Below are 20,382 nucleotides of genomic sequence, written 5' to 3'. Positions count from 1 at the left end.
ACCCCCGCGTTCACCGCCCGGCAATTACTGCAAGACTGAGCACATGCCGCGGCCGAGCGAGCCGAGTCCGTACGTCGAGTTCGACAGGCGCCAATGGCGCGCACTGCGTATGGCGACTCCCCTGAAACTGACTGCTCACGAGCTGCTGGGCCTGCGCGGTATGGGCGAGCAACTCGACCTGCTGGAAGTCGAAGAGGTCTACCTGCCGCTCGCCCGGTTGATCCACCTGCAGGTCGCCGCCCGGCAGCGCCTCTTCGCGGCCACCTCCGAGTTCCTCGGCGAACCGCAGCAGAGCCCGGACCGCCCGGTGCCGTTCATCATCGGCGTGGCCGGCAGCGTCGCCGTCGGCAAGTCGACCACCGCCCGTGTGCTGCAGGCGCTGCTCGCCCGGTTCGGCCACCACCCGCGCGTCGACCTGGTCACCACCGACGGTTTCCTGTATCCCAACGCCGAGCTGATGCGGCGAAAGATCATGCACCGCAAGGGCTTTCCCGAGAGCTACGACCGCCGGGCGCTGATGCGGTTCGTCACCGCGGTCAAGTCGGGCGCCGACCAGGCGTCCGCCCCGGTGTACTCGCACCTGATCTACGACATCGTGCCGGGCGAGAAGATCGTCGTCCGGCACCCGGACATCCTCATCATCGAGGGTCTCAACGTCCTGCAGACCGGGCCGGCCCTGATGATCTCGGACCTCTTCGACTTCTCGGTGTACGTCGACGCCCGCATCGAGGACATCGAGCAGTGGTACGTGTCGCGGTTCCTGGCGATGCGCGCCGGTGCGTTCTCGAACCCGCAGTCGCACTTCCACCACTACTCGACCCTGACCGACGAGCAGGCGATCTTCGCCGCCCGCGACATCTGGCAGTCCATCAACCTGCCCAACCTGATCCACAACATCCTGCCGACCCGGCCGCGCGCGACTCTGGTGCTGCGCAAAGACGCCGACCACTCCATCAACCGTCTGCGCCTCCGCAAGCTCTAGGCAGCGATTTGTGCACGATCCCCAGAGAATCAGGCGCGGCGGACGCCGGCGTACTGCAACTCCGCCATCGCCAGTGTGTAGACCGCGCTGACGATCATCATCGCCACGCCCGTCGTCGTCAGCGGCCAGACGTCGTCGACGACCGCGAGTATCGCAGCGATGGTGAAGCCGACGTTGCCGATCGCGATGACGATGCCGGGGCGTCGCACGGCGGCCATGGTCGACAGCCCATAGACGCCGACGCCATAGCCGACGAGGACCGCGGCCAGCACATAGACGGCCGATTGCGGGATGCCGGACTCCGACGCCACGGCGCCGCCCGCAGCCGCCATGATGACGCCACCGGCGCCGCTGATGAGGGCGTCGGCGCGCAGGGCCAGGCGCAGCAGACGGTCGGACCGGACGCGAACAGGTGAGGTGATGGTGGTCATGGGGTTTCCTTTCGAGGGTTGGTGATTTGTGCACGGATCGGTCCGCTGAGCGCACCGAATCGTGCACAAATCGCTGGAGAGGGCCGGCGCGGGGACGTCAACTGCAACCTCTGTCAGCGACGCCCCCGCCCGGCGGGAAAGGAGTCACGCCAGACGGCGCACTCCGAGGTACTGCAGCCAGGCGCAGCCCAGGCCCACGGCCATGACCGACAGGGCCAGGACGTTGCCCGCGGCGGTCAGCGGAAGCACTCCAGACGCCAGTACGCCGAGCACCGCGACGGTGGCGACGAGATTGCCGATCAGCACGCCGGTCCCGACGCGCCGAATCCTGGGCACTGCGGCCATGACGTAAAGGGCGACCCCCCACGCAACGAGCACCGCGCCGATGATCCATTCGGATGTCGCCGACAGCCCCGACAAGCGGGACAGCGGATTCGCGGTGAAAGCCATCAGCAGGCCGGTCAGCGCGCACAGCGTGCCGTCGACCCGTAGGGCGAAACGGAGCAGGGAATCGGAACTGTCGGACAGTGGTCGGGTGTGGAGTCCGGGGTTGATTGCGGTCATGGCGGTCGCTCCTTGCGGTGCCGGTTGGGGGACACCCATGACACTGCTCGGACCGAGCTGCCCGGTCTGTACAAAACACTGCCGATTACTGCCAGGCACTGCCAACCGCAGGTCAGCGCCCTGACGCTAGCTAGCCCAGCGTGGACACCGGAGTGCCGCGCAAGTCGGCGGCGATCACCCGGGCGGCAGCGTTCTGCCAGTTGTGCAGCGACCGCTGCGGCACCTCGGTGACGAACCACTGCCATGCCTGGCGCGCCACGGGGTCCAGCCCCGCCGCGGTGGCATTCTGCGCATAGGCGCGCACCCCGACGACATACGGGAAGTACAGCGAGTTGTAGTGCCGCCACTGCTCGGTGGTGCCGAAGTCGCCGCCATCACGCGGCTTGAGCGCCGCGATGCGATCAGCCAGCAAATCCTTGAGTTCGTTGGCGCGCTCCAACGGCTGGTCCGGCGCGCCGCGGCGGGCCAGTCTGTCGTCGATCACCGGCAGCGTCGTCAGCGGAGAGGCGACGAGCTTGGAGAGGTCGGCGTAGTGCCCCAGCGCGCGACGGGTCAGCCGGACGAAGGTTTCGTCATCGACGTGGTCCAGCGGGTTGGTGGCGCGCAGCGGCAGCGCCGCCTCGGTGCGACGCAGCGCGGCGCGGTCTGCCCGCAGATCCGGCTCCCCAGAGAACGCCAGCCGGTCCAGCAGTCCGGACAACGGATCAGCCAGCACGTTGATGGCGATGGCCACCGCAAGACTCGTGAACAACAGCACCATCAGCGCCAGAGGTTTGTCGGTGACCGCGAGCCCGATCAGCACCTGACCGCCGAACAGCACCGATACCGCCATGCTGCCCACCAACGAGCGGCGCATGCCGGCACGCAGGGCCTGTCCTTCGTCGAAGGCGTCCCACCATGCGACCGCGATACCGAGCAGCAACACGTCGAAGGCCGCGGACGCCAGCACCACCCAACTGGGCAGCAGCCCCAGCGGGATCAGCAGAATCGCGTTGCCGAGCCCGAAGAACAACGTCGCCGCCACCACGGGCGCCACGATCTTGCGCGACGACGCACCGCGGCGCAACCGTCGCACCGCCAGCACGAGGGCCCCGAACGCCGACAGCGCGATGGCCGCGACCATCACCCAGTGCCCGGGCCGCAGCGGCGGATGCACACCACCGGAGAGCCCGGCCCCGACCAACGCGACGGCTGCCACCGCAGCCACGACAAGAGCACCCCATCGGCTGCGCGCGGAATCGACCGGCCGGGCCAGTTCGAGCAGCACGGTGAGCCAGGCGATGCCGGGCAGCACCGCCAGATACGCCTCGACGTGACTGAGTGGACCGGTCGGTGAGGGGCCGGCCAGCCGGATCGCGTCGACGGCGACCACAACGGCGAAGCTGCACAACCCGACCGCGGACCACGCCAGGATCGGCTTACGGGGATCGCGCGCCAGCAGGTACAGCCCAAGCCACCAGCTCAGGGCGAAGACCACTGCCGACAGCGCAGCCATGTCTTCAGTTTGGCACGAACGCTATTTTCCGTAGCGGCGGTTGCGCAGCGTGTAGTCGCGCAGTGCGCGCAGGAAGTCCACGCGGCGGAACGCGGGCCAGTGTGCGTCGGTGAACCACATCTCCGAATAAGCGCTCTGCCACAACAGGAATCCGCTGAGCCGCTGCTCCCCCGAGGTGCGGATGACGAGGTCGGGGTCGGGCTGGCCGGAGGTGTAGAGGTTCTCCGAGATGGCGTCGACGGTCACCGCCTCGATGAGCTCCTCTGCCGTCGCGCCGTTGGCCAGGGCCTTGCTCAGCAGCGTGCGGACAGCGTCGGCGATCTCCTGCCGGCCGCCGTAGCCGACGGCGACGTTGACGTGGAACGAGCCGGCGCCGGTGTGCTCGGTCGTCGACTCGACGGCGTCCCGCAGCCGTTTGGCCGGTTCCTCACCCAGCAGTTCCAAGTCGCCGACGGTACGAACGGTCCAGTGCTTGTCGGGCGCGCAGATCTCTTCGACGACGTCGGTGATGATCTCGATCAGCGGCTCCAGCTCCTGCGGGTCGCGCTGCAGGTTCTCGGTCGAGAGCAGGTAGATCGTCGCCATCTCGATGCCGGCCTGCTGGCACCAGCGCAGCACCTCGGCGATCTTGGCGGCGCCCATGCGGTAGCCGTAGCTGACGTCGTCGTGACCTGCCTCACGTGCCCAGCGCCGGTTTCCGTCGCACAGCAGCGCAATATGGCGTGGCAGTTGCGCTTTCGAGTGCGCTAGCTCCTGACGCAGCCGCAGCTCATAGAGCCGGTACGCCGGTTCCTTGAGGCGCGGAGGAATGATGTCCACGAGAAACCAGACTACTGTGGACTTCTGGGTATCCCATGGGTGTTAGTGGAGGAACGTTGACCGCTCCGAGCAATACCGGTCCGGCTGCCGCCGACCCGGGGAAGATATCGTCGAACACGGCCTCGCACACCACCAAGCCCTACCGCGCGGCCGCGGTACTCCGGCACTCGGATTCGCTGCCTGACGTGATGGTCGAAAGCGTCGTCGAAATCCTGGGCAGGCCCCGGGCCCGCGGCTGGATCCACGTGTACTCAGCCGTGGTCGCGTTCGTTGCCGGCGCCGCACTGGTTTCGGTGTCGTGGGCCCTGCAGGGCACCCGCGCCGGCTTGGCGACGTTGCTGTACACCTTCACCATCGTGGCGATGTTCGCCGTCAGCGGCACGTATCACCGGGTGACGTGGAAGTCACCGAACGCGCGCATGTGGATGAAGCGCCTCGACCACTCGATGATCTTCGTCTTCATCGCCGGCAGCTACACGCCGTTCGCGCTGCTGGCGGTGCACGCCGACGGCTGGCTGCTGTTCTGGATCGTGTGGGGCGGCGCCCTGGCCGGGGTGGCGTTGAAGATGCTGTGGCCGACGGCGCCGCGCTGGCTCGGAGTGCCGCTGTACATCCTGTTGGGCTGGGTCGCGGCCTGGTTCATCGGCCCGATCCTGGAGGGCGCCGGCGTCACCGCGGTGGTGCTGCTGATCGTCGGCGGCGCGCTGTACTCGATCGGCGGCGTGCTCTACGCGCTCAAGTGGCCCAACCCGTGGCCGCGGACGTTCGGGCACCACGAGTTCTTCCACGCCTGCACCGCGGTGGCGGCCATCTGCCACTACATCGCGATGTGGTTCGCGGTCTTCTCCGGTTAGAGCTGGGTGACGTTCGCGGGGCCCCAGTACGCCTTCATCGACGTGATCTTGGCCTCGGCGTCGAAGTTCATGGTGCTGATGATGTCGATGCGCATGGCGCTGTTGACGGTCAGGCTCCAGTAGAACGCGGCCTCGTGGCCGCAGACCCGCAGCGTGTGCAGCTCGTGGGAGTTCTTGGTGCCCGCGATGTTCGAGTAGAAGCCGTGGATCGTCTGACGGCCGACGTGCACCTCACCGCCGACCGGATCCTCGATGGCGGCGTCGACGGCGTACAGCTCCGCGATCCCGTCGGCATCGGCGACGTCGACGAGGTCCAGGTAGCGGTTGACGTTTTCGGTGATCTGCTCGGCGCTCGGCATGCGCCGCACGCTACACGGCCACGCCAAGCGCATCGGCGAGATCCCCCGGCGTCGTCACCGGGAGGTCACACAACTGTCCGCGGCAGACGTACGCGGCATCCTGACCGTTCACCGGGCCGCGTCCGTTCAGCAACGCCGACGACCCTTCCGGACCGCCGACGACGATCGCTCCGCCCGGCGCGAACCTGCGTGCCGCACTGAGCAATTCCGATCCCGGGTCGGTGCAGACCACCGCGATCTGGATGGGTCCGCGCACTGCCGTTTCGGTGACCGCCAGCCAGTGGCCGCCGCCCCGCGGCGAGCGGGCGAGGATCGGGGTCGCCGACGCCAGCGTGGCAGCGGCGGCGGCGACATACCGCTCCGGCTCAGAAGCCAGGTGGGCAAAGGTCAGCAGCGCCTCGGCGACCAACGAGGCGCCCGACGGCGTCGCGCCGTCGACCGGGTCGGAGGGACGCACCAGCAAGGCCTCGGCGTCGTCGGCAGTGTCGAACCAGCGGCCGCCCTGGTCCGGATCCGTGAAGTGCGTCAGCGCGGTGTCCAGAAGCACTTGCGCGGCGTCGAGCCAGGACTGATCGCCCGCGACCTGATGCAGCGTCAGCAGGCCCGTCGCCAGGGCCGCGTAGTCCTCCAGAATTCCGGCACTGTCCCCGACCGCACCACCCAGGCTGGCTCGCCGCAGCCGGCCGTCGACCAGATGCAGGTCCAGCAGCCCGCGGGCGCAACCTGTTGCCGCGTCGAGGAATTCGGGCTTCCCGAGTGCGACGGCGGCTTCCGCGAGGGCGGTGACGGCGAAGCCGTTCCAGGCGGTGACGACCTTGTCGTCGCGACCCGGCTGCGGCCGCAGCGCCCTGGCCGCCATCAGTTTCGCGCGGACCTGCTCGAAGCGCGCGGTGTCGTCGGGATCGGCGAGCAGCTGCAGCACCGAACTGCCGTGCTCGAACGTGCCGGCAGTGGTGACCTCAAAAAGCGAAGCGGCCCAGCGTCCATCGTCGACCCCCAGCACGGAGACCAGCTCCGCGGGCGTCCACACGTAGGTCAGGCCCTCATGTCCGGCGGTGTCAGCGTCCAGCGACGACACGAACATGCCGCCGGCACCGAGGTCGTCGATGATGAACCGCGCTGTCTCCTCGGCAACCTTGCGCGCCAGGGGGTTTCCGGTCAGTCGCGCCCAGTGCGCATATACCCGCAGCAGCAAAGCATTGTCGTACAACATCTTTTCGAAATGCGGCACCACCCACGAGGCGTCCACGCTGTACCGGGCGAAGCCGCCGGCGAGTTGGTCGTAGATGCCGCCGCGCGCCATGGCGCCACACGTACGCTCCACCGCATCCAGACCGGACCCGGTGCGTTCGTAGTGCCGCAGCAGGGCTTCCAGCAATGCCGAGGGCGGGAACTTGGGTGCAGCCCCAGAGCCGGTGCCGAAGCCACCTCTGTCGGTGTCCTCGTCCCGCAGCACGGCGGCAACGGCGTGGTCGCACAGTTCGGGCGAAGGGACCGGTCCGCCCGAGGGCAGTCCGGACGACATCTTGCGGAGCTCGGAGGCGATCTGGTCGGACGCCTTCTCCACCTCGTCCCGCCGGTTCTGCCAGGTGTCGGTGACCGCCGAAAGCAGCTGTAGGAAACTGTCTTTCGGGTAGTAGGTGCCGCAGAAGAAGGGCCGGCCGTCGGGCGTCAGGAAGCACGTCATGGGCCAGCCGCCCTGTCCGGTCATCGCGACGGTGGCACTCATGTAGATCGCATCGAGGTCGGGGCGTTCCTCCCGGTCGACCTTGATGCACACGAAACCCGCATTGGCCACAGCGGCAACGTCCGCGGACTCGAAGGACTCGTGCGCCATCACGTGACACCAGTGGCACGCCGCATAGCCGATCGACAGCAGGATCGGCACGTCCCGTCGCGCGGCCTCGGCCAGCGCCTCCGGTGTCCACTGCTGCCAGTGCACCGGGTTGTCGGCGTGCTGGCGCAGGTACGGGCTGGTGGCCCCGGCGAGTAGGTTAGCCATCCTTCGAGTCTGACCCAGTTTCTGGCTTGCCCGCATCCTCGCGCCCCGCATCGGCCGCCGGAGTCTCCGGTGACACGCCACCGACAGTGCCGTCGTCGACCGCCTGATCCGGTTCCGGATGCGCGGGGTCGAAGGATTCGGGCAGCTTGCGCAGGTGCCGATTCATCGACCAGACCAGGGCCACGACAGCGATCAACAGGACCAGCGTGATCACCAGCCCGGCGGGGCTGGCCTTGCCGAAGTCGGGACCCGTCTGGCGGGGACCCTCGGCCAGCAGGATGGTGAGCGGAACAGAAATCACAGTGATACTCCCGTGAACAGATCGGTCTCGGGCAACGTCACCGGAACCCTGGATCGGGCCAATTCGTACTCCTCGGTCGGCCACAGCCGCTGCTGCCATTCGATGGGCGCGCGGAAGAAATCGCCGTTCGGGTCGATCTGCGTGGCGTGGGCCAGCAGCGCCTGGTCCCGCTGCTCGAAGAAGTCGGCGCACTCGATGCGGGTGGTCACCCGGTTGGCGAACGGATCGTGCTCGGGGTCCCAGTGCTGCAGCCACTTCTCGAACGGGCCGACTTCCCCGTATTTGGCGAACTCGTCCTGCAGCAGCTGCATGCGCCGGCGCAGGAAGCCGTGGCCGTAGTACAGCTTCGAGATGGTCCAGGGATCGCCCTCGTCGGGGAACCGCACATGGTCGGCGGCCGCTTCGTAGGCGGCCACCGACACCTGGTGGCAGCGGATGTGGTCGGGGTGCGGGTAACCGCCGTTCTCGTCGTACGTGGTGATCACGTGCGGCCGGAACTCGCGAATCACCCGCACCAGCCGGCGGACGGGCTCTTCGATCGGCACCACCGCGAAGCAGTCGTCGGGCAGCGGCGGCAGCGGGTCACCCTCGGGCAGCCCCGAGTCGACGAACCCCAGCCAGTGGTGCTCGACGCCCAGAATCTCGGCGGCCTTGGCCATCTCGTCGCGACGGACCTCGTGGATCCGGCCGTGCACCTCGGGCAGGTCCATTGCCGGATTGAGGATGTCGCCGCGCTCGCCCCCGGTCAGGGTCACGACCATGACCCGGGCGCCGTTGGCCGCGTATTTGGCCGTGGTGGCCGCACCCTTGCTCGACTCGTCGTCGGGGTGCGCGTGCACCGCCATCAACCGCAGTTCGCTCACGTGTGCCTTACCTACTGTCTCTACTCGGTGGGACAACTCGATGCAGTCCAACCATGTCGCTGGGTTCTATAGTTCCAGTCCAAGTAATTCGAACTGACCGATGGGCACCCAAAGCAGCCATGATCGAGCGTCCGACCGCCCGCTACGGGCCGCAGCGCATGTCCCGGCTGACCCGTCGCCGCATCGCGATCGGCCTCACGCTTCTCATCGTCGTCGCTGGTGTAGCGCTTGCCTTCGTCGGTTTTCAGCGTCTGGGGACGTCCCCGGTCAAGGGCGAGTTGAGCAGCTACAAGCTGGTCGACAACGAAACGGTGGCGGTGACGATCTCGGTCACGCGCGAGGACCCGGCCCAGCCGGCGGTGTGCATCGTGCGGGCCAAAGCAGTCGACGGCAGTGAAACCGGGCGGCGCGAGATTCTGATCGCGCCGGCAGCGGCCAAGACCGTCCAGGTGACGGCGGTGGTGAAGTCGACAAAACCGCCGGTCGTCGGCGACGTCTACGGCTGCGGCACGGACGTGCCGTCGTACCTCGTCGCGCCCTGAACGCCGGCCGGGCGGCCAACCGTCGGGCGAACTCCGAACTGCGAAATCATGACAGTTTGGAGACGCCCAAGTGGTACGCTTGCTCAGTACACGGTTCCGACTGGGGCCGTGTATTGCTGCATTAGCGGGCACCTGCTGGCACCTTCGGGGGGACCCAGAACCTAGCGGCGCCCTCGCCATCGCAGCACCGCCGGCCCCAAGCAACGGGGCAACCCCGGACACGACGCCCGGGTATACACGCACGCTTACAACGACAGGAGAGCAGCAGACATGACCGATACCCAGGTCACCTGGCTCACCGAAGAGGCATTCGAGCGCCTGAAGGCTGAGCTCGATCAGCTGATCGCGAACCGCCCGGTCATCGCTGCCGAAATCAACGACCGCCGCGAAGAGGGCGACCTCCGCGAGAACGGCGGCTACCACGCAGCCCGCGAAGAGCAGGGCCAGCAGGAAGCCCGCATCCGTCAGCTGCAGGACCTCCTGAGCAACGCCAAGGTCGGTGAGGCACCGAAGAAGTCCGGTGTGGCACTGCCCGGCTCGGTCGTCACCGTCTACTACGACGAGGACCAGAACGACACCGAGACGTTCCTCATCGCCACCCGCCAGGAAGGCGTCACCGACGGCAAGCTCGAGGTGTACTCCCCCAACTCGCCGCTCGGCCACGCGCTGATCGATGCCAAGGTCGGCGAGGTGCGCAGCTACACGGTGCCCAGCGGCGCCACCGTCAAGGTCACCCTGGTCAAGGCCGAGCCCTATCACGCCTAGTCCTGCCACGGCCGGCCCCGACCGGCCGGCCACCGGCTGACCATCCATGGCTCAGATCGCCGAAGACCTGTATCTGCTGCTCCTGGACAATTCGTCGGCACAGCCAGGTCTGGACCAACCACGTCGGCACCGGGTGTTGTCCGGTGCCGTCCTGCTGGACCTGGCGCTGGCGTGCCGTATTCGGCCCGCCGCGCCAGGTGACAGCGCACCCGGCGGCCACCTGGTCGCCCTTTCCGGCGACGACGTCGTCGACCCCGTATCGGCGCCGGCACTGGAGTTGCTGCGGCAACGTCCGCGGCGACCTGCCGCGGTGCTGTCCAAGCTCCGTAAAGACACCGAGCGCAGTCTCATCGACCAGCTGGAGCGCGCGGGGCAACTGCGACGGCAGCCGTTGGGCGGCAACAGGTTCCGTCCACAGTTTGCGTTGCCGATGACGGACCGGGCGCGAGTCGGCCGGGCTCGTTCGGAGATGCTGTCGGCACTGTTCGATCGCAGACCACCCAGTCCGGCGACGGCAGCCATCATCACGCTGCTGCACACCGTCGACGGTCTGGGTTCCCTGATGAGCCTCAACGACCGCGGCTGGCGCTGGGTGCATTCGCGCGCCGGCGACATCGCCAGCGGGCATTGGGTCAACGAATACGAGACCGGCGTGGCCGAGGTGAACCTCGCCGTCACCGCCGCCGCGGTACGGGGCGCCCTCGTCTCCTGACGACCCGGCTAACCCAGCGCCTGCTCCAGGTCACCGACCAGGTCGGCCACATCCTCGATGCCGACCGACAGCCGGACCAGGTCGCTCGGCACCTCCAGCTGCGAGCCGGCGGTCGACGCATGCGTCATGGCACCCGGGAGCTCGATCAGCGACTCCACGCCGCCAAGCGACTCGGCGAGGATGAAAATCTCGGTGCGCGAGCATAATTCGCGGGCGGCCTGCTCACCCCCGCGCAGCCGCACCGACACCATGCCGCCGAAGCCACTCATCTGCCTGGCGGCCACCTCGTAGCCCGGATGACTGGACAGTCCCGGGTACAGCACCGTCGCGACCGCCTTGTGGTCGTTGAGGAATTCGGCCACCCGCAGAGCATTTTCGCAGTGCCGCTGCATACGCAGCGGCAGCGTCTTGAGGCCGCGGTAGGTCAGGTAGGCGTCGAACGGACCCGGCACCGCGCCGGCACCGTTCTGCAGGAACGCGAACTTCGCGTCGAGCTCTTCGTCGCCCGTCACCAATGCGCCGCCGACGACGTCCGAGTGCCCGCCGATGTACTTGGTGGTGGAGTGCAGCACGATGTCCGCCCCGAGCGACAGCGGCTGCTGCAGCGCCGGCGAGGCAAACGTGTTGTCCACCAAGACCTTCACCCCCGACGTCGCGCCGATCTGCACGATGCCCGCGATGTCGGCGATGGACAGCAGCGGGTTGGTCGGGGTCTCCACCCAGATCAGCCGGGTCTTCGACGTGATCGCCGCGCGCACCTCGTCGAGATTCGACAGCTGCGCCGGCGTATGCGTGATGCCCCACTGGGTGAACACCTTGTCGATCAGCCGGAAGGTGCCGCCGTAGGCGTCGTCGGGGATGACGATGTGGTCGCCCGGACGCAGCAGAGCACGCAGCGCGCAGTCGGTGGCGGCCATGCCGGAGCTGAACGCGCGCGCGTAGTTCCCGCCCTCGACCGCGGCCAGCAGCGTCTCCAACGCGGACCGGGTCGGGTTACCGGTGCGGGCGTACTCGAAACCGCCACGCAGCCCGCCGACACCGTCCTGCGCGAACGTCGAACTGGCGTAGATGGGGGTGTTTACGGCGCCGGTCTGTGGGTCCGGCCGGAACCCGGCGTGGATTGCGCGGGTGGACGGCCCGTAGGCCCGGTAGTGGTCTGCCTGGCTGCGCTGCTCACTCACAGGCGCCAGCCTAGTCGCGCAGTTTGCGTCCTTGGGGGTCGGGAACGTTCCCCATCAGGATCATGATGCCGTCGATCAACGGCCAGATGGCGCCGATGCCGCAGGTGACGAGTGAGACGACGAGCTGCAGCACACCGATGTTCGTGTAGCCGAGATAAAATCGCCCGACGCCGAGGCCGCCCAACAAGATCTGCAGCAGGCCGGCCGTCACCTTCGACTTGTCCGACAACGGCAGCCCGGTCAACGGGTCGCGACCGAACGGCGCGGACGGATCGACCGCGTACTGCGGCGCATAGCCATAGCCCGGTGGCGGGTAACCCGGCTGCTGCGGATACCCCGGTGGCGGATAGCCGGGCTGCTGCGGATACCCCGGCTGTTGCGGGTAACCCGGATATTCCGGTTGCCCGAACTGCGACTCACCCGGTTGCTGCGGTGCGGACCCGTCGCCGGGCTCGTATGGATTCGACATGGCGTCCCCTAGTAGGTAGTCGTTGTGGAGCCGGTGCTGCCCACGATGAGCGCGATCAGGCCGAAGTAGAACAGGGCGATCAGCGCGAAGATGGCCAAACCGATATAGCCGACGATCATGCCGGCGAGGGCCATGCCCTCGCCCTCCTCACCGCTCTGCTTGATCTGCGACTTGGCCAGATGCCCGAAGATGACGCCGAGAATCGAGGTGGCCGCACACGTCGCCAGGCCCAGCAGCGAACAGACCAACGACGCGATGGCCAGCCCGTTGGTCTTCGGCACCGGCGCGTAACCCATGGGCATCATGCCCGGCATCGGCGGCATGCCCGGATATCCCTGAGCTACAGGCGGATACGGCGCGGCCGGCGGCGGGTAGCCGGGGCCCGGGTAGCCGGGGCCCGGGTAGCCGGGGCCCGGGTATTCGGGACCCGGGTATCCGGTGACCGGCGGCGGGGTAAACGCCTCGGGCGCCGGCGTCGACGGGTAGGCCTCCGTGCCGTAGGCCGGGAGCGGCGGCATCCCGTAGGCCGGGGTCGAAACCTCCGGCTCCCCCGCACCCTGGTTCTGGTCGTCCTCAGTCATCGTTCACCCCGTCTATCCGAGCCCTGAGCGACCAGCGTAGCCGGGGCCGGCACTCGCTTTCCGGCGAACTCCCGGTGTAGAACTGCACCATGACAGCCTCGATCGACAACTTGCTGGGCACTGACGACCTGCTGAGCGCCGAGGACATCGAATTGCGCACCATGGTCCGCCAGTTCGGCGAACAGCGGTTGCGTCCTTTCATCGCCGAGTGGTTCGAGAACGGTTCAGTACCGGTTCGGGAGATCGCAGCCGAAGTCGGCAAGCTGGGCCTGCTCGGCATGCACCTCACCGGGTACGGCTGCAGTGGTTCGACCGCAACGGCATACGGGCTGGTGTGCCAGGAACTCGAAGCGGTCGACAGCGGAATCCGCTCGCTGGTGTCGGTGCAGGGGTCGCTGGCGATGTTCGCGATCCATCACTGGGGCAGCGAGGAACAACGCGAGCAGTGGCTGCCCGGAATGGCGGCCGGCGATTTGATCGGCTGTTTCGGTCTCACCGAACCGGACTTCGGATCCAACCCCGGTGGCATGCGCACCACCGCCCGCCGCGACGGTGCTGACTGGATCCTCAACGGGTCGAAGATGTGGATCACCAACGCTTCCGTCGCCGACGTCGCGGTGGTGTGGGCCCGCGCCGAGGAAGGCGTGCTGGGATTCGCGGTGCCCACGGACACACCGGGTTTCAGCGCCCGGGAGATGACGCGCAAGATGTCGCTGCGGGCCTCGGTCACCTCCGAATTCAGCCTCGACGACGTGCGCCTGCCGGAATCGGCCCGACTGCCCGGCGCCCGCGGCCTGTCCGGTCCGCTGAGCTGCCTATCGGAGGCGCGCTTCGGCATCGTCTTCGGCGCGGTCGGCGCGGCACGTGATTGCCTGCAGGCGGCGCTGGACTACGTCGGCACCCGCACGGTGTTCGACAAGACGCTCGCGGAGTACCAACTGACGCAGGCCAAGATCGCGGACATGGCTGTCGAACTGGGCAAGGCGCAACTGCTCGCGCTGCAACTCGGCCGACTCAAGGACGCCGGGAAGATCCGGCCCGAACAGGTCAGCGTCGGCAAGCTGAACAACGTGCGCGAGGCCATCAAGATCGCTCGACAATGTCGAACTCTGTTGGGCGCCAACGGCATCACCCTGGAGTACCCGGTGATCCGTCACGCCAACAACTTGGAGTCGGTGCTGACCTACGAGGGCACATCCGAGGTACACCAGCTGGTGATCGGGCAGGCCTTGACAGGAGTCAGTGCGTTCCGCTGACGGGGGTGCGCTTGCGTGGCGGTGCCACGCAGACTGTCTCCATGACCGAGTCGGCGAACGTCTGCCGCTTGGCATCCCACAGCGGCCGCAGGTACCCGACCACCGACAGGTCGGTCAGATGCACCGCCTGCCGGAGCAGAGACCGCGCGAAACCTATTGGTGCCCCAGAGGTTTCACCGACTACCCGCAAGTGCAGCGCGGTCTTGCCCAAGCTGGCGCCGGTGCGTCCCTGGCGGTAACCGAAGTTCCAGACCAGATACCCGACCATCAGCACCCAGGTCGCGACGAGGCTGACGTAGCCCAGCGTCGAGTAGCCGTCGCCGCATTGAGCGCCACCGTCGAATGCGGAGGTATCGGTGTCGCACAGCCGGTCTCGGGTGAGCCAGACCAGCGCCGCACCGGCCGCGGTGAGTACGAGCAGCGGCAGCAGGTCGATGACGGTGGCAACAGCTCGTCGCCACCACGGCGCATATGTCATCAACGGGTCGGCACGCAGACGGTCGACATGATCTTGTCCGCCAGGGTCTGCCGCTTGGCATCCCACAGCGGGAACAGGTACCCGGCAAACACCGGGACCGCGTCGACGAGGTGGGCCAGCTGCCGCACCACCGACCGGCCGAAGCCGATGGGCTCGCCCGTCTTTTCGTCGATCACCTGGAAGTGGAACAGCCGCTTACCCAGGCTGGAGCCCGTGGCGCCTTGCAAATAGCCGTGATTCCACACCATGAACAACACCGCGATGACGATGCCGGCCAGCCAGATCAGCACCCCGGCGACAGAGTTTCCGGTGGCACAGATCGGCCCGATGCTGTAGTCCGCTTGATCGGCAAGGCATTTCGTCACGCGCTGAGATCGCTCGATCAGTCCGCCGAGGATGATGACGAACAGCGGGGGAACCCGGTCGACGAGGCTTGCCGCCACGCGGGCCCACCAAGGTGTGTAGTTCACGTCGTCCTGTTTCATGTGGTGCCGTCATGCCTGTTCGGGGGCCGCGACCAACCGGCCACGTCCCCCAAACAGGCCACGGCGTTACGGCGTCAGCGGGGCGACCTGACCGCCGCTGAGGCGACGGTAGGTGTACACCAGCATCAGCGAGGCAACCGGACCGGAAATCAGCACACCGACGCCGCAGGCGAGCACGCCGGCCGCGGCGATCAAACCCGCCACCAGCCAAACCAGGATCACCTGTCCGACATTGGCTTTCACGATGTCGATGCTGGCCTTCACTGCGTCGATCGGTGACAGATTCCGATCGACCAGCGCCGGGTGCGCGAACATCGCGAACAAAGCGACGATCAGACCGGGGATGACGCACAACACGTAACCGATACCGACGAGCACACCGACGATGAGCGTCAGCAGGATCATCGGGCCGATGTAGCGCGGCTTGAAGAACGAGCCGATGGTGGTCGGCTGTCCGTCTGCGATGCCCAGCAGGCCGACGTACTGAGCCGACGAGATGGCCGCCGCGACCACCAGCAACACGAGGTAGCCGAGCACCAATACGGCGATGCTGGCCGGCCCCAGCGAGGTGACGTTGTACGAGTAGCTGAAGCCGGCGTCGTCCGCCGAGGAGCTGGACATCGAAGTATCGGCCAGCCCCAGGACGCCGAACTCCACGATTGTTGCGATCACACCGATGATGAGGCTGTAGACCAACGTCGACACGATCAGCGGTGCCGGATTCTTGGTGAACTTGTTCCAGGCCCACGACACCGCGTCGCCGATGCTGAAGGCGGCCGCGCCGCCCGGTGCACCGTACGGGTACCCGGCGGGCGGGTATGCACCCGGAGGCGGAGGAGCGAAGCCACCCTGCGGCGGCGGAGGCGGCGGGTAGGCCCCGCCCGGCGGGGGCGGCGGCGGGTATCCGCCTTGCCCCGGAGGCGGCGGGTAGCTGCCGGGGGGTGGGGGGTAGCCGCCGGGGGGCGGGGGCGGGAATCCTCCGCCCGGAGGCGGCGGGTAGCCACCCTGCGGGGGCGGCGGGTAACCACCCTGTGGTGCCTGCGGAATGTATTCCGTTGGCGCACCTCCTGGAGGCGGCGGCGGGGGGAACCCACCCGGCGGCGGCTGCGGAATGTACTCCGTCGGCTGATTGGCGTCCGGCGGAGTGCCGTCCGGCGGTTGGTCCGTCATAGTTCAGTCCCTCTCCGAGAGGATATGGCGTGACTACGGTCGCCACGGCACGAGATCAACATCGAACTACACGAATATACGAACAGCGTGGCGCGAACGGCATGCTGTAGCCGAAAAACACGCGGACTCCACAACTTGCCGGGCGTTTCGCGCCGCCACAAACAGTCACCATGAAGGATGTGGGAACACCTCATACCGCACGTCACAGCCGGGCAATCTGCTGAGTCCGAGCCGAAAATGCTGCGCGTTCAGACCCTCGTTCGTGCCCGTCAGATCCGTCTTCGCAGTGCGCAAGCACGCAACTTGCGTCGAGCACGGGATTTTTCTGGCAGATAATGGGAGTCGAGCGCCGGTAAACCGCGGACACGGAATTGGGGACGACTGGTGGATTACGAACAGATCGTGGCAGACATCGTCCGCAGTGTCGGCTCCGCAAACGTGATTCCCATCGGGATCTACGACAATATACGCAACTTTAAGAACGATCCGTTCGGATCAGCCACTAACCTCGCAGGCATACTCGTGCCGTCACTCAATGTGGCATCTTCCACAGTTGCCGCGCTCAGCGACAAGCCCAACGCTTCAGGTTCGGGAAATGCACCGATTATTGCCGCTGCGCTCGCGGTACTTAAGGACATGCTCCAGCAATGCGGCACCGGAGTTCCGGATTCAGGCGCTGATTTCAAGTCCGGCGCACAAGCGTACGCAGCCACGGCTGAGCAAATGGGCGCCGCGTCAGCGCCGGATAGTTGGACCGGATCGGCATCGACCGCCTATTCAGATGCAAATGAAGTCCAGAAGCACAGGGCCGAAGCAATGGCGAAGGCAGACGACGCAGTAGCTGCCGCGCTCGGTAGCGAAGCCTTACATGTAGCTGCCACTCGGGACAGTATCGAGAGCACCTCGCAGACACTGAATCTCGCGGTGCCAGTCGCAATCCTTCTCGGCGCCCTGCCGCACGGAGACATCATCTCGTACGGCTTTCAAGTGCAGACGGTAATGTGCACGATGCCCTTGCCCGTCGCGGATTTTCACCGCCTCACCACAGCGGTGACCCGCTACGCCACGTCCGTAAAATCCGCCGCGATTTCGTACAGCCAATCTGATGAAATAACCGGCCCGCCGTCGTTCAATCAAGCTCCGCAACTCGCTGTCGACGCGAATGCACTGCGGCGACTTTCAGGCAGCCAGCACGTAGCTGCCGCCATGTCAAAGCAAGCGGGCGCCGTCGCAGCTGAAACAGCCGGCAAGGTATCTGCCACGCACGGGTCTGCATGCGCGCCGACAACTGCAGCTCTCGCGCAAGCATGCACCGAGCGGGTTAATTCATCGGAGGCAATCACCAACCGAGCCAATGGGTTGGCCACCAGTCTCAGCGCCGCAGCGGATTGGTATGACCGGACCGACGCGCAGGAAAAAGTGCAACTGCAAACCCAGATGCGCCTCGAGTAGCTGCACCGGCGTTATGCGGCTATTTAGGCGAGCCGCCCTGTGACAGGAAACCAAGCAGATCGTGGCGGGTCAGCACCCCGACGGGCTTGCCGTCGTCGACGACCATCACGGCGTCGACCTCGCGCAGTTCCTTGGCCGCCGCGGACGCCAGCTCGCCGGCACCGATCAGCGGCAGCGGCGGGCTCATGTGCTGCGCCACCGCGTCGGCCAGTTTCGCCCGGCCTTCGAAAACCGCTGAGAGCAGCTCACGTTCGGACACGCTGCCCGCGACCTCACCGGCCATCACGGGCGGCTCGGCCCCGACCACCGGCATCTGGGAGACGCCGTACTCGCGCAGGATGCTGATGGCGTCACGCACCGTCTCCGACGGATGCGTATGGACCAGGTCCGGCAGCGCGCCGGACTTGCCACGCAGCACATCGCCGACGGTGTGCTCCTCCGGAGTGCCGTCCAGCCGGCTGCGCAGGAAGCCGTACGACGACATCCACTCGTCGTTGAAAATCTTTGACAGATAACCTCTTCCGCCATCCGGCAGCAGGACGACGACGACGGCGTCCGGACCCTCGCGCTCGGCCACCTTGATCGCGGCGACGGCGGCCATGCCGCAGGAACCGCCGACCAGCAGGGCCTCTTCGCGCGCCAGGCGCCGGGTCATGTCGAACGAGTCGGCGTCGGACACGGCGACGATCTCGTCGGGGATGCTCGGGTCGTAGGCCGACGGCCAGAAGTCCTCACCGACGCCCTCGACCAGGTACGGCCGGCCGGTGCCGCCGGAGTACACCGAACCCTCGGGGTCGACGCCGACGATCTTCACCCGGCCACCCGAGACCTCTTTGAGGTAGCGGCCGGTGCCGGTGATGGTGCCGCCGGTGCCGACGCCGGCCACGAAATGCGTGATCTTGCCGTCGGTGTCGGCCCAGATCTCCGGGCCGGTGGTCTCGTAGTGGCTGGCCGGGCCGTTCGGGTTGGAGTACTGGTCGGGCTTCCACGCGCCGTCGATCTCGGCGACCAGGCGGTTGGAGACGCTGTAGTAGCTGTCCGGGTGGTCGGGCGCGACGGCGGTCGGGCAGACGACGACCTCGGCGCCGTACGCGCGCAGGACATTCTGCTTGTCCTCGCTGACCTTGTCCGGGCAGACGAAGATGCACTTGTAACCACGCTGCTGCGCGACGATGGCGAGCCCGACACCGGTGTTACCGGAGGTGGGTTCGACGATGGTCCCGCCCGGCTTGAGCAGTCCGGCCTCTTCGGCGGCGTCGATCATCTTGACCGCGATGCGGTCCTTGGCGCTGCCGCCGGGGTTGAGGTATTCGATCTTGGCTGCCACCATCCCGGAACCCGCTGGGACAACTGAGTTCAGTTGGACCAGAGGGGTATTGCCGATGAGCTCACTGACGTGCCGGGCGATGCGCATGGGTACATGGTGTCAGGCCGCAGCCCGGTCGCGCATGCGGGATTACCAGGTTGCCTCGCGGATGTACTCGCCGATCTGCTTCAGCGACCGGTCGGCCTCCTTGACCAGCGGGGTCGCGAGCTGGAACACGTGCATCTGACCGGGCCACACGTGCACCTCGACCGGCACACCGCAGGCGGCAAGCATGTGGGCGGCCTTGCGCGCGTCGTTGAGCAACACCTCGGAGCCGGAGACGTGGATCAGGGTGCGCGGCAGACCGGGCTCGATGTGGTCGAGCGGCTCGTAGATCTCTTCGGGCTGGCCGTCGACGAGGTGGCGCTTGGCCGCGTGCTCGATGAGTTCGACCAGCGCGTCGAAGGCATGCGGGGGGAACATCGCGTCGGACTTCATGTTCGGGTGCTGGGCCCGGCTGTCGTTGTCGATCTCGAACAGCGGCGACATGGTCGCCACGGCGGCCGGCAACTCGTCTTCCTCCTGCAGCTTCTCGGCCAGCGCCAGTGACAGATAGCCGCCCGCCGAATCCCCGGCGAGCACGATCTGATCCGGCTCGTAGCCCTTCAGGCGCAGCCAGCGGTAGGCGTCGTGGCAGTCCTCGAGCGCCTCGCCGATCGAATGCTTGGGGATCATCCGGTAGTCGACCACCAAGACGGGAGCGTCGGCGTACTTCGACAGCGCACCCACCACACGACCATGGGTGTGCACGCCGCAGGTCAGGAACGCTCCGCCGTGCATGTAGAGGATGACGCTGCGCCTGCCGTCGGCCGGCAATACGCCTTTGGCCCGCACCAGGTGCGCCGTGCAGTTCGGCAAACCGATGGTGGCGCGGACGGTGCCCGGCTCGGGCCGCATGACGCGGGCGACGAAGTCCACCATTCCCCACGGCCAGGGTGCCTTCGGAGCGTAGCTGCCGATGGTCAGAGTTGACTTGATGGCGAGTGTCGCGGCCAACGACACCAGGCGTCCGGCGAAGCTCGGACCGTCCTCGATTATCTCTACCGGTGCGCCGTCGCTGACCGGATAGCGGCGTGGTTTTCGCCCCTTAGCAGCATTTATAGCAACACTATGGGTTCTGACAACCCTGCTCGGTGCGGTCATCGCCACCACTCCTACGCCTTTGTAGTTCCGGTGCACTTCGTTAGCTATGCCAATTTTTAGACAACCCGCGTAACTTAGCTTCCCACTGGCATCTAGATCAACAATCAAAGTC

The 20,382-nt window shown here is 66.9% G+C and carries 23 protein-coding genes; 7 read left to right on the top strand and 16 right to left on the bottom strand.

Annotated features, from left to right (window positions below; all coding sequences use genetic code 11):
• The first annotated feature begins 43 nt into the window (after positions 1 to 43).
• Positions 44 to 982 (top strand): type I pantothenate kinase, encoded by a 939-nt coding sequence (coaA, locus tag AC3WTE_RS05290; protein ID WP_459368534.1) that lies wholly within the window; start codon positions 44 to 46, stop codon positions 980 to 982.
• 29 nt (positions 983 to 1,011) lie between these two features.
• Here the strand turns inward: coaA and AC3WTE_RS05285 are convergent, their stop codons facing one another.
• The 4 genes from AC3WTE_RS05285 to AC3WTE_RS05270 form a co-directional block, all read right to left on the bottom strand.
• Positions 1,012 to 1,413 (bottom strand): hypothetical protein, encoded by a 402-nt coding sequence (locus tag AC3WTE_RS05285; protein ID WP_492436180.1) that lies wholly within the window; start codon positions 1,411 to 1,413, stop codon positions 1,012 to 1,014.
• A 144-nt stretch (positions 1,414 to 1,557) separates the two neighbouring features.
• Positions 1,558 to 1,977, bottom strand: coding sequence for a hypothetical protein (locus AC3WTE_RS05280; RefSeq protein WP_492436178.1), 420 nt, complete (start codon positions 1,975 to 1,977; stop codon positions 1,558 to 1,560).
• 130 nt (positions 1,978 to 2,107) lie between these two features.
• A complete protein-coding gene (locus AC3WTE_RS05275) occupies positions 2,108 to 3,472 on the bottom strand; it encodes a hypothetical protein (RefSeq protein ID WP_492436176.1) in 1,365 nt (454 codons plus the stop codon).
• Between the two features lie 21 nt (positions 3,473 to 3,493).
• Positions 3,494 to 4,291 carry a (2Z,6E)-farnesyl diphosphate synthase gene (locus AC3WTE_RS05270; protein ID WP_459368530.1) on the bottom strand — a complete coding sequence of 266 codons (798 nt, stop codon included), beginning with the start codon at positions 4,289 to 4,291 and terminating at the stop codon, positions 3,494 to 3,496.
• A gap of 104 nt (positions 4,292 to 4,395) precedes the next feature.
• On the opposite strand from AC3WTE_RS05270, the gene trhA reads away from it, so the two are divergent.
• Positions 4,396 to 5,145 carry a PAQR family membrane homeostasis protein TrhA gene (trhA, locus tag AC3WTE_RS05265; RefSeq protein ID WP_492436309.1) on the top strand — a complete coding sequence of 250 codons (750 nt, stop codon included), beginning with the start codon at positions 4,396 to 4,398 and terminating at the stop codon, positions 5,143 to 5,145.
• Here trhA and AC3WTE_RS05260 read toward each other — a convergent pair.
• Genes AC3WTE_RS05260 through mca form a run of 4 tightly spaced genes read right to left on the bottom strand, consistent with a single transcriptional unit; the run spans position 5,142 to position 8,670 of the window.
• Entirely contained in the window at positions 5,142 to 5,504 is a 363-nt protein-coding gene (locus AC3WTE_RS05260) for a nuclear transport factor 2 family protein (protein ID WP_492436175.1), read from the bottom strand. The two genes, trhA and AC3WTE_RS05260, sit on opposite strands and share 4 nt — an antisense overlap.
• Before the next feature lie 10 nt (positions 5,505 to 5,514).
• Positions 5,515 to 7,506, bottom strand: a complete 1,992-nt coding sequence (locus tag AC3WTE_RS05255; RefSeq protein WP_492436174.1) for a thioredoxin domain-containing protein — start codon at positions 7,504 to 7,506, stop codon at positions 5,515 to 5,517.
• Positions 7,499 to 7,807, bottom strand: coding sequence for a hypothetical protein (locus tag AC3WTE_RS05250; protein WP_492436173.1), 309 nt, complete (start codon positions 7,805 to 7,807; stop codon positions 7,499 to 7,501). Before AC3WTE_RS05250 ends, AC3WTE_RS05255 begins: the two co-directional genes overlap by 8 nt.
• The gene (gene mca / locus AC3WTE_RS05245) at positions 7,804 to 8,670 is read right to left on the bottom strand and encodes a mycothiol conjugate amidase Mca (RefSeq protein ID WP_492436171.1); all 867 of its coding nucleotides are present in this window, start codon (positions 8,668 to 8,670) and stop codon (positions 7,804 to 7,806) included. Before mca ends, AC3WTE_RS05250 begins: the two co-directional genes overlap by 4 nt.
• A 119-nt stretch (positions 8,671 to 8,789) precedes the next feature.
• Here mca and AC3WTE_RS05240 point away from each other — a divergent pair, with 119 nt between their 5' ends.
• The 3 genes from AC3WTE_RS05240 (at position 8,790) to AC3WTE_RS05230 (ending at position 10,689) form a co-directional block, all read left to right on the top strand.
• Positions 8,790 to 9,212 carry a DUF4307 domain-containing protein gene (locus tag AC3WTE_RS05240; protein ID WP_492436169.1) on the top strand — a complete coding sequence of 141 codons (423 nt, stop codon included), beginning with the start codon at positions 8,790 to 8,792 and terminating at the stop codon, positions 9,210 to 9,212.
• 270 nt (positions 9,213 to 9,482) lie between these two features.
• Entirely contained in the window at positions 9,483 to 9,977 is a 495-nt protein-coding gene (gene greA, locus AC3WTE_RS05235) for a transcription elongation factor GreA (protein ID WP_459368524.1), read from the top strand.
• 46 nt (positions 9,978 to 10,023) lie between these two features.
• Positions 10,024 to 10,689, top strand: coding sequence for a GOLPH3/VPS74 family protein (locus AC3WTE_RS05230; protein WP_492436167.1), 666 nt, complete (start codon positions 10,024 to 10,026; stop codon positions 10,687 to 10,689).
• An 8-nt stretch (positions 10,690 to 10,697) separates the two neighbouring features.
• Here the strand turns inward: AC3WTE_RS05230 and AC3WTE_RS05225 are convergent, their stop codons facing one another.
• From AC3WTE_RS05225 to AC3WTE_RS05215, 3 genes are read right to left on the bottom strand one after another with little or no spacing between them, the layout of a single operon-like run.
• Entirely contained in the window at positions 10,698 to 11,870 is a 1,173-nt protein-coding gene (locus AC3WTE_RS05225) for a cystathionine gamma-synthase (RefSeq protein ID WP_459368522.1), read from the bottom strand.
• A gap of 10 nt (positions 11,871 to 11,880) precedes the next feature.
• Positions 11,881 to 12,339, bottom strand: a complete 459-nt coding sequence (locus tag AC3WTE_RS05220) for a TM2 domain-containing protein (protein WP_492436165.1) — start codon at positions 12,337 to 12,339, stop codon at positions 11,881 to 11,883.
• Between the two features lie 8 nt (positions 12,340 to 12,347).
• Positions 12,348 to 12,920, bottom strand: a complete 573-nt coding sequence (locus AC3WTE_RS05215; protein ID WP_492436163.1) for a DUF4190 domain-containing protein — start codon at positions 12,918 to 12,920, stop codon at positions 12,348 to 12,350.
• Positions 12,921 to 13,009: 89 nt separating this feature from the next.
• Here AC3WTE_RS05215 and AC3WTE_RS05210 point away from each other — a divergent pair, with 89 nt between their 5' ends.
• Positions 13,010 to 14,176 (top strand): acyl-CoA dehydrogenase family protein, encoded by a 1,167-nt coding sequence (locus AC3WTE_RS05210; protein ID WP_492436161.1) that lies wholly within the window; start codon positions 13,010 to 13,012, stop codon positions 14,174 to 14,176.
• On the opposite strand, the gene AC3WTE_RS05205 is transcribed toward AC3WTE_RS05210, so the two are convergent.
• From AC3WTE_RS05205 to AC3WTE_RS05195, 3 genes are all read right to left on the bottom strand, one after another.
• Entirely contained in the window at positions 14,160 to 14,654 is a 495-nt protein-coding gene (locus AC3WTE_RS05205) for an RDD family protein (RefSeq protein WP_492436159.1), read from the bottom strand. The genes AC3WTE_RS05210 and AC3WTE_RS05205 overlap by 17 nt on opposite strands.
• Positions 14,654 to 15,139, bottom strand: a complete 486-nt coding sequence (locus AC3WTE_RS05200; protein WP_492436157.1) for an RDD family protein — start codon at positions 15,137 to 15,139, stop codon at positions 14,654 to 14,656. Before AC3WTE_RS05200 ends, AC3WTE_RS05205 begins: the two co-directional genes overlap by 1 nt.
• Positions 15,140 to 15,205: 66 nt before the next feature.
• On the bottom strand, positions 15,206 to 16,309 hold the full coding sequence (locus tag AC3WTE_RS05195; RefSeq protein ID WP_492436155.1) for a hypothetical protein: 1,104 nt from the start codon (positions 16,307 to 16,309) through the stop codon (positions 15,206 to 15,208).
• A gap of 384 nt (positions 16,310 to 16,693) precedes the next feature.
• Here AC3WTE_RS05195 and AC3WTE_RS05190 point away from each other — a divergent pair, with 384 nt between their 5' ends.
• On the top strand, positions 16,694 to 17,761 hold the full coding sequence (locus AC3WTE_RS05190) for an EspA/EspE family type VII secretion system effector (protein WP_492436154.1): 1,068 nt from the start codon (positions 16,694 to 16,696) through the stop codon (positions 17,759 to 17,761).
• Between the two features lie 19 nt (positions 17,762 to 17,780).
• Here AC3WTE_RS05190 and AC3WTE_RS05185 read toward each other — a convergent pair whose 3' ends face one another.
• Both AC3WTE_RS05185 and AC3WTE_RS05180 read right to left on the bottom strand, forming a co-directional pair.
• Entirely contained in the window at positions 17,781 to 19,175 is a 1,395-nt protein-coding gene (locus tag AC3WTE_RS05185) for a cystathionine beta-synthase (RefSeq protein WP_492436152.1), read from the bottom strand.
• 42 nt (positions 19,176 to 19,217) lie between these two features.
• Positions 19,218 to 20,270, bottom strand: a complete 1,053-nt coding sequence (locus AC3WTE_RS05180; RefSeq protein WP_492436151.1) for an alpha/beta hydrolase — start codon at positions 20,268 to 20,270, stop codon at positions 19,218 to 19,220.
• Positions 20,271 to 20,382 lie beyond the last annotated feature (112 nt).

This window comes from Mycobacterium sp. FW102-FHT13B02 (assembly GCF_058790275.1).
Note: the sequence above shows the minus strand (reverse complement) of the source record. Positions and strands in the feature narration are given on the sequence as shown.